13 protein-coding genes are annotated in these 15,768 nt (G+C 69.0%); 11 read left to right on the forward strand and 2 right to left on the reverse strand.

Features of this window, described 5'->3' with window-relative positions; all coding sequences use genetic code 11:
• Positions 1-693 (reverse strand): acrylate utilization transcriptional regulator AcuR, encoded by a 693-nt coding sequence (gene acuR / locus HLH34_RS01310; protein WP_183117774.1) that lies wholly within the window; start codon positions 691-693, stop codon positions 1-3.
• Positions 694-854: 161 nt separating this feature from the next.
• Here acuR and HLH34_RS01315 point away from each other — a divergent pair, with 161 nt between their 5' ends.
• The 3 genes from HLH34_RS01315 to HLH34_RS01325 all read left to right on the forward strand — a co-directional run bounded on the left by HLH34_RS01315 (position 855) and on the right by HLH34_RS01325 (position 4,390).
• Positions 855-2,297 (forward strand): NAD-dependent succinate-semialdehyde dehydrogenase, encoded by a 1,443-nt coding sequence (locus HLH34_RS01315; protein ID WP_183117775.1) that lies wholly within the window; start codon positions 855-857, stop codon positions 2,295-2,297.
• Between the two features lie 7 nt (positions 2,298-2,304).
• Entirely contained in the window at positions 2,305-3,129 is an 825-nt protein-coding gene (locus tag HLH34_RS01320) for a nitroreductase family protein (protein ID WP_183117776.1), read from the forward strand.
• A 166-nt stretch (positions 3,130-3,295) separates the two neighbouring features.
• On the forward strand, positions 3,296-4,390 hold the full coding sequence (locus tag HLH34_RS01325) for a branched-chain amino acid aminotransferase (protein WP_183117777.1): 1,095 nt from the start codon (positions 3,296-3,298) through the stop codon (positions 4,388-4,390).
• A 145-nt stretch (positions 4,391-4,535) separates the two neighbouring features.
• Here HLH34_RS01325 and HLH34_RS01330 read toward each other — a convergent pair whose 3' ends face one another.
• Positions 4,536-5,012, reverse strand: coding sequence for a MarR family winged helix-turn-helix transcriptional regulator (locus tag HLH34_RS01330; protein ID WP_183117778.1), 477 nt, complete (start codon positions 5,010-5,012; stop codon positions 4,536-4,538).
• Positions 5,013-5,191: 179 nt separating this feature from the next.
• Between HLH34_RS01330 and HLH34_RS01335 the strand changes: the two genes are divergently transcribed.
• The 8 genes from HLH34_RS01335 (at position 5,192) to HLH34_RS01370 (ending at position 15,761) form a co-directional block, all read left to right on the forward strand.
• Positions 5,192-6,541, forward strand: a complete 1,350-nt coding sequence (locus tag HLH34_RS01335; RefSeq protein ID WP_183117779.1) for an MFS transporter — start codon at positions 5,192-5,194, stop codon at positions 6,539-6,541.
• A gap of 109 nt (positions 6,542-6,650) precedes the next feature.
• Positions 6,651-7,778 (forward strand): FAD-dependent oxidoreductase, encoded by a 1,128-nt coding sequence (locus tag HLH34_RS01340; protein ID WP_183117780.1) that lies wholly within the window; start codon positions 6,651-6,653, stop codon positions 7,776-7,778.
• Between the two features lie 24 nt (positions 7,779-7,802).
• On the forward strand, positions 7,803-8,291 hold the full coding sequence (locus HLH34_RS01345; RefSeq protein WP_183117781.1) for a (2Fe-2S)-binding protein: 489 nt from the start codon (positions 7,803-7,805) through the stop codon (positions 8,289-8,291).
• An 8-nt stretch (positions 8,292-8,299) separates the two neighbouring features.
• Positions 8,300-11,932 carry a molybdopterin cofactor-binding domain-containing protein gene (locus HLH34_RS01350; protein ID WP_183117782.1) on the forward strand — a complete coding sequence of 1,211 codons (3,633 nt, stop codon included), beginning with the start codon at positions 8,300-8,302 and terminating at the stop codon, positions 11,930-11,932.
• Complete coding sequence (locus HLH34_RS01355; protein WP_183117783.1) at positions 11,929-13,242, forward strand: solute carrier family 23 protein; 1,314 nt, start codon at positions 11,929-11,931, stop codon at positions 13,240-13,242. The genes HLH34_RS01350 and HLH34_RS01355 overlap by 4 nt, the downstream gene beginning before the upstream one ends.
• Positions 13,243-13,246: 4 nt before the next feature.
• Entirely contained in the window at positions 13,247-14,296 is a 1,050-nt protein-coding gene (locus HLH34_RS01360; RefSeq protein ID WP_183117784.1) for a 2,5-dihydroxypyridine 5,6-dioxygenase, read from the forward strand.
• A complete protein-coding gene (locus tag HLH34_RS01365; RefSeq protein ID WP_183117785.1) occupies positions 14,293-14,919 on the forward strand; it encodes an isochorismatase family protein in 627 nt (208 codons plus the stop codon). The genes HLH34_RS01360 and HLH34_RS01365 overlap by 4 nt, the downstream gene beginning before the upstream one ends.
• A gap of 38 nt (positions 14,920-14,957) precedes the next feature.
• Positions 14,958-15,761, forward strand: coding sequence for an alpha/beta fold hydrolase (locus tag HLH34_RS01370; protein WP_183117955.1), 804 nt, complete (start codon positions 14,958-14,960; stop codon positions 15,759-15,761).
• Positions 15,762-15,768 lie beyond the last annotated feature (7 nt).

Raw genomic sequence — 15,768 nt, forward strand, 5'->3', positions numbered from 1 at the left:
TCATTCTCCTGAAGCAGATCGTGTTCGGGCCACGCCCGCCGGCACGTGCAGGCCCGCGATGAAAACCCTCTGGAACAGACGCAGCGGGACGGGGCTGCGTTCCAGCTTCGCGCGCAGCACCGCGCCTTCCCACCCGATCCAGAAAAAGGCGGCGAGGTCGGCGCAGGACGATCGGGGGGCGATGTCCCCGGCGTCGCGGGCCAGGTGCAGGCAGTGCGCCGTGCGGTCCTGCCAGCCCAGCAGGATGTCGTGCAGGCGCTGTCGGAACGATTCCGGCAACGCCCCCATTTCCTGGCCCAGATTGCCGACCAGGCAGCCCCGCCGGTAGGCATGCCGGGCCATGCCGGCACAGGCATCGTCGATCATCGCGTACAGCCGATCGAGCGGCGCGCGGGCATCGTCGCACAGGAACCGTTCCAGCCGCCGGTCGAAATAGGCGGCGTAGCCGTCGATCAGCCGCAGGCCGAACGATTCCTTGCTGTCGAAATAATGGTAGAACGACCCCTTGGGCACCCTGGCGATCCGCAGGATCTCGTCCAGGCCGGTGGCCACATATCCCTTTTCGGTAAGCAACGCGATGCCGGTGCGGATCAGCAGGTCGCGCACGTCGTCGCCGTCGCCCGGCGCGCGCGGCGGCCGGCCGCGCCGGCGGGAATGGGGAGGCGCGACGAGGCAGGGCGGGTCGTCGGACATGACGATTTATTGGACCGGTCGTCTTTTAAAATCCAGTATCGTTCCCGTGAGGCAGGCCGCGTTCAGAGGCTTTGACCCGGGCGGGCGGTTCGGGCAGGGTTTCGCCCCCGGCCCGCGAGCCGGCAGCCTGCCTTTTCACTCGCAGTTATGGAGAGCCCGTCGTGCCCCACTATCCGGATACCCTCCTGTTCATCGACGGACAGTGGACAGCATCGGGGGACAACCGCTTCATCGACGTGGTGAACCCTGCGACCGAACAGGTGATCGGGCGGGTGGCCCACGCCGGCCAGCCGGAACTGGCGGCGGCGGTGGTGGCGGCCGAGCGTGGTTTCGCGGTCTGGAGCCGCATGTCGGTGTTCGATCGCTACAAGATCATGCGTGAGGCCGCGACCCTGTTGCGCGCGCGCGTCGGCACCATCGCCCCGATCATGACCATGGAGCAGGGCAAGCCGCTGGGCGAGGCGCGGGTCGAACTTCTGGCGGCCGCCGACACCATCGACTGGCTGGCCGAGGAAGGCCGCCGCACCTATGGCCGCCTGGTCCCGTCGCGCGCCACGGGCGTGACCCAGGCGGTGATCCGCACGCCGGTCGGCCCGGTTGCCGCGTTCTCGCCGTGGAATTTCCCGGTCAACCAGGTCGTGCGCAAGGTCGGCGCGGCTCTGGCGACCGGCTGTTCGATTATCGTCAAGGCGGCCGAGGAAACGCCGGGCTCGCCGGCCGAACTGATCCGCGCCTTCGCCGACGCCGGCGTCCCGCCGGGGGTGATCGGCCTGGTCTACGGCACCCCGTCCGAGATTTCGGAAACGCTGATCGCCCATCCGGCCATCCGCAAGGTGACGTTCACCGGGTCGACCGCGGTGGGCAAGATGCTGGCGGCGCTGGCGGGGTCGCACATGAAGCGTGCGACCATGGAACTGGGCGGCCACGGTCCGGCGATCGTCTGCGCCGATGCCGATGTCGACCAGGCGGCGACCACCCTGGCGGCGGCCAAGTTCCGCAATGCCGGGCAGGTCTGCGTCTCGCCGACGCGCTTCCTGGTCGAACGTCCGGTCTTCGGCCGCTTCGTCGAACGGTTCGCGGCGCTGGCCGCCGCCCATAAGGTCGGTGATGGGCTGGAGCCCGGCACCACCATGGGGCCGATGGCAAACGTCCGGCGCATCGACGCGATGGAATCGCTGATCGCCGACGCCACCGCCAAGGGGGCGGAAATCGTCACCGGCGGCCATCGTGTCGGCAATTCGGGCTATTTCTTCGCGCCGACAGTGCTGTCCGGCCTGACGGGCGAAATGCGGATCATGAACGAGGAGCCGTTCGGCCCGGTGGCGCTGATGTGCCCGTTCGACACGCTGGACCAGGTGGTGACCGAGGCGAACCGGCTGCCGTACGGGCTGGCCGCCTATGCCTTTACCGGGTCGGGCCGCACGGCGGCGCGGCTGCGCGACGAGGTGCGCACCGGCATGCTGACCGTCAACCATCTGGGCCTGGCCTTCCCGGAAGTCCCGTTCGGCGGGATCGGCGATTCGGGATACGGGTCGGAAGGGGGCACCGAGGCGCTGGAAGCCTATCTGGACACGCGCCTTTTCACGATGCGCGAATACGTCTGAACCCGGCATGACCGACGATGTGATCGCCGAGCTGTGGAGAGAGCGCTACCGGACCGCGCCGCCGGCCGGCGGATGGTCCGGCGACGACGTGCTGCGCCATCTGCTGTCGCATCGCTCGGTCCGCGCCTACCGTCCCGACCCGCTGCCCGACGGGGCGTTGGAGGCCGCGGTGGCGGCTGCGCAATCGGCCTCGACCTCCTCCAACCTTCAGGCCTGGAGCGTGGTGGCGGTCGAGGACCCGGCCCGGCGCGCCCGCCTGGCGGCCCTGGCCGGCGGGCAGGCGCATATCGTGCAGGCGCCCCTGTTCCTGGCCTGGCTGGTGGACCTGTCGCGCCTGTCGCGACTGGGGGCGGCCCGCGCCCACACCACCGACGGGCTGGATTACCTGGAAATATTCGTCGTAGGTGTCGTGGACGCGGCCCTGGCGGCCCAGAACGCGGCTGCGACCTTCGAATCGCAGGGGCTGGGGATCGTCTATATCGGCGGGTTGCGCAACCATCCCGAACAGGTGGCGCGGGAACTGGAACTGCCGGAGCGGACGATGGCCGTGTTCGGCATGTGCGTCGGTCATCCCGATTCCGACCGGCCGGCCACGATCAAGCCGCGCCTGCCGCAATCGGTGGTCCTGCATCGCGAACGCTACGGCATGGCGGACGAGGCCGCGGGCATCGCGGCTTACGACCAGTACGACGCCGCGTTCCAGCGCGAACAGGGGCTGGCGCCGCGCGCCTGGTCCGACGCCATGGTCCGCCGGGTGGCCGGGCCGGAATCGCTCAGCGGCCGCGACCGGCTGCGCGACGCGCTGGCGGCGCTGGGCTTTCCGCTGCGCTGACGCCGGCGGTCAGCCCTGCCCCGTTCAGGGGGCTGGCGGGCTTGACGCGCGGCGCGATCTGGGGACTCTGGCCGATCGGCGCGGCCTGTCCGATGGGCGTGCGCCATGCCTGTCATGGGCCGGCGCGCAGAGGATCGCGCCGATGTGGTGGTGAAAGAGCAAGATCATGGATAGCGCCGACAATTTTCGTTTCACGCTTTCTCCGCATCCCGCGCCGGTTCCGGCCGCGCAGCGCGCCGCGCTGCTGGCCGATCCGGGATTCGGCCGGGTCTTCACCGATCACATGGCGGTCGTCCGATACAAGGAAGGCCAGGGCTGGCATAACCCCACCATCGAGGCCCGGGCGCCGATCCCGCTCGATCCCGCCGCTGCCGTGCTGCATTATGCGCAGGAAATCTTCGAGGGAATGAAGGCCTACCGTGCCGCCGATGGCGGCGTGGTCATGTTCCGCCCCGACGCCAATGCACGCCGTTTCCACCAGTCGGCCGAACGCATGGCGATGGCCCCGGTGCCCGACGCCCTGTTCCTGGAGGCGGTGCGCCAACTGGTGCGCGTCGATCGCGACTGGATCCCCGAAGGCGAGAATGCCAGCCTGTACCTGCGTCCGTTCATGATCGCGAACGAGGCGTTCCTGGGCGTGAAGCCGTCGTCGGAATATCTGTTCATCGTCATCGCCTCGCCGGTCGGGTCGTATTTCAGCGGCGGCGCGGTGTCGGTCTGGGTGTCCGAGGACTATACCCGCGCGGCCCCCGGAGGCACCGGGGCGGCCAAGTGCGGCGGCAATTATGCCGCCAGCCTGCTGGCGCAGCGCGAGGCCAAGGCCCAGGGCTGCGACCAGGTGGTGTTCCTGGATGCCGTCGAACATCGCTGGGTGGAGGAGATGGGCGGCATGAACATCTTCTTCGTGATGGACGACGGGTCGCTGGTGACGCCGCCGCTGGGCGGGACCATCCTGCCGGGCATCACCCGCGACGCGATCCTGACGCTGGCGCGTGATCGCGGCCTTGCGGTGCGCGAGGAACCGTACAGCATCGACCAGTGCTATGCCGATGCGGCCAGCGGCCGACTGAAGGAAGTCTTCGCCTGCGGGACGGCGGCGGTGGTGACGCCGGTCGGCCGGCTGCGCGGCAAGAGGGGCGAAATCGTGATCGGCAGCGGCAACGGCGCCGACCCGGTGACGGAAAGCCTGCGCGCCGCCCTGATCGGCATCCAGCGCGGCCAGCTTCCCGACCCGCACGGCTGGGTGCAGCGGGTCGACTGACCCGCGCCGCCGACCGGCCCACAGGCCGGGCTTTGTCCGAACCCACCAAAGGGCGTAGCCCTGACGAATGGGATGCAAGGGCCTCGGCCCTTGCCGGGTTCGGGCAGAGCCGACCTTCCTTTGAAGCCTGCCGCCGCAGAAAAATTCAGATCCCGGCGAGTTTGCGCAGGATATGCATCGCCGCGACCCGTTCGCACTCGTTCAGCGGCGCCAGGGTCAGTTCCGTGATGTGCAGGGCCTCGGGGATATGGGTGCGGACCAGTTCCTCGCCCTGCGGGGTCAGCGACACGATGCGCTGCCGCCGGTCGGCGGTGTCGTTGTGGATATCCACCAGCTGCCGTTCCTTCAGGCGCGCCACGATGCCCCGCAGCGTCGCGTGATCGATGGCCGTGGTGCGGCCGATATGGATCAGCGGGGCGGGTTGTTCGTCGCGGATGGCCACCAGCACGGCGAACTGCACGGCGGTCAGCCTGTCGTCGGGAATCGTTTCCTGGAAGAGCGCGGTATGCCGCTGATAGGCGCGGCGCAGCAGATGGCCGATCTGGGCGGACAGATCGTAGGCGGCGGGGGGCGCGGGTTTGGACGACCTGCCTGAGTTCGTGCTCCTGGTCGCCGCCGTCATGATGCCTCTTTCCGTCCTGGCCGTGTCGTGGGGACCATACGTGACTTGGTCTGTTCATGCAAAAATCCGGTAAGGTGCCATTGGTTATCGGGAACGATTTCCAATCGAAATGTCTAGTCGGCACGACAAATAATGTGTACGCTATATCGGAATGATCTCGAACGGCCGGGTGCGCGTATATGACGGGTTCCGATCTCTCCCTCGATCTTGATGGCGATTTCTCGCGAGGCGGCGTGGCGGGCGACCCTGTCGCCGCGCTGTATCGGCGGGTCGCCTGGCGGATCGCGCCTTTCCTGTGCCTGGGCTTCCTCGCGGCCTATGTCGACCGGGTGAATGTCGGCTTCGCCAAGCTGCGGATGGCGTCCGACCTGGGGCTGGGCGAGGCCGCGTACGGCCTGGGGGCCGGCCTGTTCTTCATCGGCTACGTGCTGTGCGAGGTACCGAGCAACGTCGTCCTGCAACGTGTGGGCGCGCGCTTCTGGCTGGCCCGCATCATGTTGACCTGGGGCCTGCTGTCCGGGGCCATGTGCATGGTCCACACGCCGATGTCCTTCTACGTGCTGCGCCTGCTGCTGGGCATCGCCGAGGCCGGGTTCATGCCCGGCGCGCTGCTCTATCTCAGCCAATGGTTCCCGCCGGATCGCCGCGCGCGGGTCACGGCGCTGTTCATGGTCGGCATTCCGCTGTCCAGCGTGCTGGGGGCGCCGCTGTCGGGCTTTATCATGGCGCATGTCTCGGGCGTGGGCGGGATCGCCGGCTGGCGCTGGCTGTTCGCGATCGAGGCCCTGCCGCCCATACTGCTGGGCGTGTGGGCCTTGCTGTTCCTGCCCGACAGCATCGAGCGATCGGCCTGGCTGAGCGGGGCCGAGCGGCAGTTCCTGCGTGGCCGGTTGCGCGAGGCGCACGACGATCATGCGGTCTCGCACCTGTGGGCGGCCTTTCGCGACATCCGGGTCTGGCACCTGGGGCTGATCGACGGGTCGGTGCTGCTTGGCCTGTATACGGTGGCGTTCTGGTTTCCCTCGTTCCTGAAAGGGCACGGAGTGCACGATCCGATGACCATCGGCTGGATCACGACCATCCCGCACCTGGTCGCGGTCTGCTGCATGATTTTGAATGGATGGCATTCCGACCGGTCGGGCGAACGCCGGCTGCATATCGTGCTGCCGATCGTGGCGGGGGCGGTGCTGCTGGCCTGCAGCACGCTGGCGGACGGCAGCCTGGTGCTGTCGGTGACGCTGATCGCACTGGCCAACGGGGCGATCCTCGGCGCGCTGCCGCCCTTCTGGTGCATTCCCGCCAATTTCCTGACAGGGCCGGCCGCCGCGGCGGGGCTTGCGATCGCCTGTTCCTTCGCCAACCTGGCGGGCTTTTTCGCCACGGCCCTGATCGGCTGGACCATCGAACGCACCCACAGCCCCGACCTGGCGCTGGATATCTTCGCCCTGGCAATGGGGTGTGCGGCGCTGAGCCTGTTCCTGATCCCCCGGTCGGTGGTCGATCGCGGCGGGAAACGCCCCATGGCGTGACGCGAGGCCCGAGGCACCAAATTTCTTGCCGGACCGAAATATCGCGTATACACTGTAAATGAATCGGGGCATCGGCCCTGCGGCTCGAATGTGAACAGGATGTGGAACAATGGCTGAAGCGTTGCGGATCGGGATCATCGGGGCAGGGCTTGGCGGGACGGCGGCGGCCGGCCTGCTGCAGCGCGCGGAGTTCGACGTCACGCTGTATGAGCAGGCGCCGTCCTTCTCGCGCCTCGGGGCCGGGATCCAGTTCGGGCCGAACGTGATGAAGATCATGCGGCGCCTGGGGCTGGAGCAGAAGATCGAGGAGGTCTCGTGCCATCCCGATTACTGGTTCAGCCGGAACTGGGATGACGGCGCCTACCTGTCGCGCATTCCGCTGAACGCCCAGCACGATCGCTATGCCGCCACCTACATCACCATCCATCGCGGCGACGTGCATGAAATCATGATCGGCGCGGTCGATCCCGCCCGGATCCGTTTCGGCAAGAAGCTGGTGGATCTGGAGGAAACGGCGGCCGGCGTCGTCCTGTCGTTCGAGGACGGATCGACCGACACGGTCGATATCGTGGTGGGCGCCGACGGGTTGAATTCGCGCGTGCGCGAGAAACTGCTGGGCGTGGAAGATCCGCTGTTCACCGGGTGGGTGGGGCATCGGGCGATCATCCCGGCGTCGAAGCTGTCGGGACTGGATGTCGAACCCTGCGTGAAATGGTGGTCCGAGGATCGCCATATGATGGCGTATTTCCTCGACAAGGACCGAAGCGAATTCTACTTCGTGACCGGCGAGCCGGCGGAAAGCTGGCCGCGCGGCGTGGCCTGGGTGCCCAGCACGCGCGACGAGATGCAGGCGTCCTTCAAGGGTTATCACCCGCTGGTGCAGGCCTATATCGAGGCCGCCGACACCATCACCAAATGGCCGCTGTTCACCCGCCATCCGCTGCCGTTGTGGCACCGGGGGCGCGTCGTCCTGCTGGGCGACGCCTGCCATCCGATGAAGCCGCACATGGCGCAGGGCGCGGCGATGGCGATCGAGGACGCGGCAATGCTGACCCGCTGCCTGTCGGAACTGGGCACTGCCGATCTGGGGGGCACGTTCGAGGCCTATCGCACCCATCGTATCGAACGCGCGTCGCGGGTGCAGCAGGTCTCCAACGCCAACACCTGGCTGCGCGCCGACGAGGATCCGTTCTGGGTCTACGGTTACGACATCTACGGCGTCGACCTGCGGGGCTGACGGCGCGGGCCGGGGAGGGCAGGCATGGCGGACGGCGCGGTCGAGATCATGGTCAACGGGACGCGGCACGCCGTGCAGGTCGATCCCGGCACGCCGTTATTGTACGTGCTGCGCAATGACCTGGGGCTGAACGGACCCAAATACGGCTGCGGCCTGGGCGAATGCGGGGCCTGCACGGTGCTGATCGCGGGGCGGGCCGCGCGTTCGTGCAGCGTGCCGGTCGATGTTGCCCGTCACTGGCCCATCACGACCCTGGAAGGGCTGGTCGTGGACGGCGTGCCCGACCCGGTGCAGGATGCCTTCATTACCGAACAGGCGGTGCAGTGCGGCTATTGCCTGAACGGCATGGTCATGACCGTGCGGGCGCTGCTGAACGCCAACCCGGCCCCGACCGAGGCGGAGATCCGCGATGCGCTGCGGTACAATCTGTGCCGCTGCGGCACGCATATGGAAATCCTGAACGCGGCGCGCCGGGCCTGCGGCCTGCCGGTTCGCGTGGCAGCGGGGGGCTGAGGGCGGCCATGGACGACATCGCCCGTTCCGGCGGATTTCTCGCCATCGTCCGTCCCGCCCGCTCGCCGGGCGGCCTCGTGGCGCGGGCGGTGTCCATCGAGAGCCTGCCGGAGGAGATCTTCGTCGTCGTGCATGCGACGGGCGGCGTGACCGGCTATTGCGGGCATGTTGACCTGGGCACCGGCATCCGCACCGCGCTGGCCCAGATCGTGTCCGAGGAACTCGACGTACCGTTCGGCGACGTCGCCATGGTGCTGGGCCATACCGGCGAGACCCCCAACCAGGGGGCGACGATCGCCAGCGAAACCATCCAGGTGTCCGCCGTCCCCCTGCGCAAGGCCGCCGCCCATGCGCGCGCCGTGCTTCTGGACCTGGCCGCCGACCGGACCGGCCGCCCGGCGGCGGAGCTGGACCTGCGTGACGGGCTGGTCGTCAGCGATCTGCCGCTGCCCGACAACGCCGCCCTGACCTACGGCATGCTGCTGCACGGGCAGGCCCTGCGGGTGCAACTGGACGAGGACATCCCCGTCAAATCGCCCGACCGCTATCGGGTGGTGGGGCGGACGGTGCCGCGCGTCGACATCCCCGACAAGGTGACGGGCCGGGCGGTCTATGTGCACGACGTGCGCGTCGCAGGCATGCTGCACGGGCGGGTGGTGCGCCCGCCCTATGGTGGGTTCGACCACGGGCCGTTCGTCGGACGCAGCCTGCGGCAGGTGCATCGCGCGTCGGTGGCGCATCTGCCGGGGCTGGTCGATGTGGTCGTCATCGGTGATTTCGTCGGCGTGGTGGCCGAGCGCGAGGAACAGGCCGCCGAGGCCGCGCGCCTGCTGCATGTCGTATGGGACGTGCCCGACCTGCCGGACCTGTCGGACCTGGAAGGCGCGCTGCTGGCCAATCCGGCGACTCCGCGCCGCCTGCTGGACCGGGGCGATGTCGATGCGGCGCTGGACGGCCCGGGGGCCCGGATGGACCGGACCTACCTGTGGCCGTACCAGATGCATGGCTCGATCGGCCCGTCCTGCGCGGTGGCCGACTGGCGGGCCGATGGGCTGACCCTCTGGTCCGGCACGCAGAATCCGCACATGCTGCGCGCGGATATCGCCCTGCTGGCCGATCTGCCCGAGGAGCGGATTTCCATCATCCGGCACGAGGCCGCCGGATGCTACGGCCGCAACTGCGCCGACGATGTCTGCGGCGATGCCATGCTGCTGTCGCGTGCGGTCGGCCGGCCGGTGCGGGTGCAACTGACCCGCGAACAGGAACATGTGTGGGAACCCAAGGGCGCCGCGCAGTTGATGCAGGTGCGCGGCGGCATCACGCCCGACGGCGTGCCGGCGGCGTATGATTTTTCCACGCGCTATCCCTCGAACGTCTCGCCGTTGCTGGGGCTGGTGCTCACCGGCACCGTCCCGGCGGCCGTGCCGTCGGTGGTGCCGATGGGCGACCGCACCTGCATCCCGCCCTATGCCTACGACAATGCGCGGGTCACGGTGCATGACATGCCGCCCATCGCGCGGGCGTCGTGGTTTCGCGGCGTGTCGGCAATGCCCAACAGCTTCGCCCACGAATGCTATGTCGACGAACTGGCCGCCGCCGCCGGGGTCGATCCGGTGGAGTATCGCCTGCGCTACCTGAAGGATGCGCGTGCCGCCGAATTGCTGCGCGCCGTGGCCCGGCGGGCGGACTGGGCGGCGCGCACCGCACCTGTCCGGGTCGATCCGGCCGCGCGGGTGCTGCGCGGGCGCGGGGTGGCCTATGCCCAGTATGTCCACGGCACCTTCCCGGGGGTGCCGGCGGCCTGGGCCGCCTGGGTCACGGATGTCGCGGTCGATCGCCAGACCGGCCACGTCACGGTGACGCGCGTCGTCGTGGGGCAGGATTCCGGCATGATGGTCAACCCGGCCGGGGTGCGGCACCAGATCCACGGCAATGTCATCCAGTCTACCAGCCGCGCCCTGCGCGAGGAAGTGTCGTTCGATGACTCCGGCGTCGCCAGCCGGGAGTGGGGCGGCTATCCGCTGATCACATTCCCCGAGGTGCCGGACATCGACGTGCTGATGCTGGACCGGCCGGACCAGCCGCCGCTGGGCGTGGGGGAATCGGCGTCGGTTCCCGGCGCGGCCGCCATCGCCAACGCGCTGTATGACGCGACCGGGGTGCGGTTTCGCGAACTGCCCTTCACGCCCGACCGCATCCGGGCCGGGCTGGATGCGGCGCTGGGCCCGCTGCCCGCGCCGGAGCCGGAGCCTCTGCCGCAACCGATGCCCGCGCGGCCTGCGCCGATGCCCGCATTGGCGCGCCCACGCCTGTGGACGGGGCTGGCGGCACTGGGGACGCTCTGTTCGACCATCGGTGGGCTGGCGGTGACGGCTTCGCCATGGCGGCCGGAAATCGCGCCGATCGCCCGTCCGGACCCGCGCCTGTTTTCGGCCGAGACCATCGCGCGGGGCCGCGCGCTGGCGGCGGCCGGCGACTGCGCCGTGTGCCATACCGCGCCCGGCGGCGCGGCCAATGCCGGCGGGCTGGAACTGGACACGCCCTTCGGCATCATCCGCACGACCAACATCACGCCCGACGAGGAAACCGGCATCGGCCGCTGGTCCTATCCCGCCTTTGCCCGCGCCATGCGCGAGGGAATCGGGCGCGACGGCCGGCATCTGTATCCCGCCTTTCCTTACACCGCGTTTGCCAAAATTACCGAACCCGACATGGAAGCGCTGTACGCCTATCTGATGGCGCAGCAGCCGGTGCGGAATGTGGTACCGGAAACGAAGCTGGCCTTCCCCTACAATATCCGGCCGATGATGGCGGGGTGGAACGTGTTGTATCACGACCCCCGGCCATTCGCGCCCGACCCCGCCCGCTCGGTGGAATGGAATCGCGGCGCCTATCTGGCCGAGGGGCTGGGCCATTGCGGCGCCTGCCACACCCCCCGCAACGCCCTGGGGGCCGAGCGGTGGAAGAGGGCCTATCTGGACGGCGGTGAGGCCGAGGGCTGGGATGCCCCGGCGCTGAGCGCGCTGTCGCGGTCGCCGCTGCCCTGGACGGCGGACGAATTGTTCACCTATCTGCGCACCGGTTTTTCCGACCGGCACGGGCCGGCGGCGGGGCCGATGGCACCCGTCGTGGCCGAGATGGCCCGGATGCCCGAGGCGGATGTGCGGGCGATCGCGGCCTATGTTGCCTCGTTCGACACGCGCGAGACTACCGGGGATCTGCCCGCCGGGAATCTGGCCGAACGCATTGAGGACGCGGCCGCCGCGCGCCAGGCCGACGCGGCCTGGGCCGGACAGGGGGCGCGGGTCTATGGCGGCAGTTGCGCCGCCTGCCACGAGGGGCAGCAGGCGCATATGTTCGGCGCCCGCCCGTCGCTGGCGCTGAACACCAATGTCGCCGCCGACCGGCCGGACAATCTGGTCCGGGTGATCCTGGACGGGATCGCCCATCCCGCGACGCCGGGCGTGGGGGCGATGCCCGCCTTCCGCGACAGCCTGACCGACGGGCAGATCGTCGACCTGGTGCGCCATATCCGCGCGACCTTCGCACCGGGCCGCCCGGCATGGGACGGGGTCGCGGCGACGGTGGCCCGGCTGCGCGCCGCGCCGTCCCATGCGGCCCCTCATCCGGTGCTTCCATGAACAGCGCATGGCCGACATGGCGCCGGGTGGACGGGCAGGGCGTCGTCGCGCCCGACGAGCGCCTGGCGTGGGGCCAGACCGTGATGATGGGCCTGCAGCATGTGCTGGCGATGGCGGGCTCGACCATTCTCGGCCCGCTGCTGATGGGCTTCGACCCGAACGTGGCGATCCTGTTTTCGGGGCTGGGGACCCTGCTGTTCTTCGTGGTGACGGGCGGGCGGGTGCCCAGCTATCTGGGGTCCAGCTTTTCCTTCATCGCTCTGGTGGCGTCGGTGACGGGCTATGCGGGGCATGGTCCCAACCCGGACGTGCCCCTGGCGGCCGGCGGCATCGTCACGGCGGGGGCGGTCTATGCGTTGCTGGGGCTGCTGGTGTGTGCGACCGGCACCGGCTGGATCGAACGGCTGATGCCGCCGGTGGTGACGGGGGCGGTGGGGGCGGCGATCGGCCTCAACCTGGCGCCCATGGCTGCCCATGGGGTCAGCGGATCGCCGGCCGCGACGCTGACGGGCCTGTTCACTCTGCTGGCCGTCGCAGCGTTCGCCGTCTATGCGCCGCCCCTGCTGCGCCGGTTGTCGATCCTGTGCGCCATGGCGTTGTCCTGCGTGGTCTATGTGCTGGCGGCCAATGGGCTGGGCCTGGCGCCGCCGGTCGATTTCGCGCCGGTGCGCGCCGCCGCCTGGTTCGGCCTGCCGCCCCTGCGGGCGCCGCGTTTCCAGCCCCACGCCATGCTGGCCATCGCCCCGGTCGCGATCGTGCTGGTGGCGGAAAATCTGGGGCACCTGAAGGCATTGGGCGCGATCACCGGCCAGCCGTTCACGCGCATGGCCGGGCGCACCTTCCTGGGCGACGGGCTGGCGACGATGCTGGCGGGCAGCGGCGGCGGCACGGGGGTGACGACCTATGTCGAGAATATCGGCGTCATGGCGATCTCGCGCGTCTATTCCACGCTGATCTTCATCGTCGCGGCGCTGTTCGCCATCCTGCTGGGGTTTTCGCCGGGCTTCGGGGCGATGCTGCGGGCGATCCCCGACCCGGTGCTGGGCGGTCTGGCCATTGCCGTATTCGGGCTGATCGCCGCGACCATGGTCCGGATCTGGGTCGATCACGCCGTCGATTTCACCGACCCGCGCAATCTGTTCACCGTCGGCGTGGCCCTGGTGGCCGGGGCGGGAAATCTGACGGTGTCCGTGGGTGGCGTCACGCTGGGCGGCATTACCACGGCGACCGTGGCCGCGATCGGCCTGTACCAGTTTCTCGGGTGGGGCCGCGCGCGCAATGTCGTTGCCTTGTCTTCCGGCAGGGAGTAGGAAAATGCCTGTAAGCGACTTCGAACTTGTGGAGGCCTGGGGCCAGGTCCTGGCCCTGTCGGGGGTGCGGGCCGGGCAGACGGTGACGGTCCTGACGTCGAGCGACACGAATGCGCAGACGATGCGCACGGCGATCCTGGCCGCACAGGCCAGAGGGGCCATCGTCAATCGGCTGGACCTGCTGCCGGTCAACGGCGGCACGTCGCTGTCGCGCGACCCGCTGGCCTTCGTCGGCACGACGCCGCTGACCGGCAACCGCGCGGCGCTGGAACTGCTGAAGGCCAGCGACCTGGTGCTGGATTTGATGACCCTGCTGTTCTCGGCCGAGCAGCATGAAATCCTGGCGGCCGGCGGGCGCATCCTGCTGGCGGTCGAACCGCCCGAGATCCTGCTGCGCATGGTCCCCACCGAAGCGGACCGGCAGAAGGTCCTGGCAGCGTCGAAGGTGCTGCGCGCGGCGCGCGAGATGCATGTGACCTCGGCCGCCGGCACCGACGTCCGCTTCACCCTGGGCGATTATCCGATCCTGGAGGAGTACGGCTTCTGCGAGCGGCCCGGCCGGTGGGATCACTGGCCCAGCGGCTTCCTGGCCACCTGGTCGAACGAGGGCACGGCCCAGGGCCGGATCGTGCTGGATCGCGGGGACATCCTGCTGCCGCAGAAATCCTATGTGCGGGACCCGGTGACCTTCACGATCCGCGATGGCTACGTGACCGAAATCGAGGGCGGGCTCGATGCCGATCTCCTGAAAGGCTACATGGAGTCCTTCAACGATCCGGAAGTCTACGCGATTTCCCATGTCGGCTGGGGGCTGCAGGACCGCGCGCATTGGTCGGTGTTGGGGCTGTACGACCGCGAGGCGACGATCGGCATGGATTCCCGAGCCTGCGCCGGCAATTTCCTGTGGTCGACCGGTCCGAACAACGAGGCCGGGGGCACGCGCGACACCGCCTGTCATATCGACATTCCCATGCGCAACTGCACCGTCATGCTGGACGGAAACGCGGTGGTGCGTGACGGCAAACTGGTGAACGCAACGGAGGGTGGACAGTGACCGAGACGAATAACGCGCTGTATCAGCGCCAGGGCTTCGGCCGCCAACTGGGCATCGTGGGGCAGGTGGGCCTGCTGATCGTGGATTTCGTCAATGGCTTTGCCGATCCGGCGGCGTTCGGCGGCGGCAATATTCCGCAGGCCATTGCGCAGACGAAGCCGTTGCTGGCAACGGCCCGTCGCCTGGGCTGGCCGGTCGCGCATACGCGCATCGTCTTTGCCGATGACGGGTCGGACGCCAATGTCTTCTCGGCCAAGGTGCCCAGCATGCTGGGCCTGACCGAGACCAATCCCACCAGCGCCATCGTGCCCGAACTGGCCCCGCTGGCGGGCGAGTATGTCGTGCGCAAGACCGTGCCCTCGGCGTTTTCCGGCACGCCGCTGGCGTCGTGGTACGCGCATCGCGGCGTGCAGACGCTGGTGGTCGCGGGCTGCGTCACCAGCGGCTGCGTCCGCGCCAGCGTGATCGACGCCATGTCGCTGGGCTTCCGCCCGATCGTCGTCGCCGACTGCGTCGGCGACCGCGCGATCGGCCCGCACGAGGCGAACCTGTTCGACATGGCGCAGAAATGCGGCGACGTCATGCCGTACGAGACGCTGCTGTCGCGCCTGTCCAACCAGTGACTCCCAGTGCCGGCCGCCTATTGATGAAGGACGAGATGATGACCGAGAGCACCTTTCTGTACGGGGCGAACGTCCACGCCAATTCCATTCGCCAGCATTATCTGCGCTACGGCGGCAAGGGTATGCCGCTGGTGCTGGTTCCGGGCATCACCAGCCCGGCCATCACCTGGGGCTTCGTCGCCGAACGCCTGGCGGCGACGCACGATGTCTACGTCCTGGATGTGCGCGGGCGCGGCCTGTCCGAGGGCGGGCCGGACCTGGCCTACGACCTGGACGCCTATGCGGCCGACGTGCGGGGCTTCGTCACCGCCCTTGGGCTGAGCGAGTACGTGGTGCTGGGTCATTCGATGGGGGCGCGGATCGCCATTCGCATGGCGCGGCAGGACGCCACCGGCATCGCCGCGCTGGTCCTGGTCGACCCGCCGGTCAGCGGCCCGGGCCGCCGTGCCTATCCGGCGCGGATCGAATGGTATGTCGAGTCGATCCACGAGGCCCGGCGCGGCATGGATGCCGAGGCAATGCGCCGCTATTGCCCCAGTTGGACCGAGGAGCAGCGTCGCCTGCGCGCCGAATGGCTGCATACCTGCGACGAACTGGCGACCCGTATCACGTTCGAGAAATTCCATACCGAGGACGTGCATCAGGATATCCCTTACCTGACGCCCCCCACGCTGCTGATGAGCGCCGCCCGCGGCGATGTCATCCTGCCCGAGGAGGAGGCCGAGATCCGCATCCTGTTGCCCTCCGTCGCCACCACCCGCGTCCCCGACGCCGGCCACATGATCCCGTGGGACAATCTGGACGGCTTCTGCGACGCGGTCGCCGGCTTCCTGGCGGCCTGATCCGGGC

This window comes from Gluconacetobacter azotocaptans, assembly GCF_014174355.1.
Taxonomy (GTDB): Bacteria; Pseudomonadota; Alphaproteobacteria; order Acetobacterales; family Acetobacteraceae; genus Gluconacetobacter; species Gluconacetobacter azotocaptans.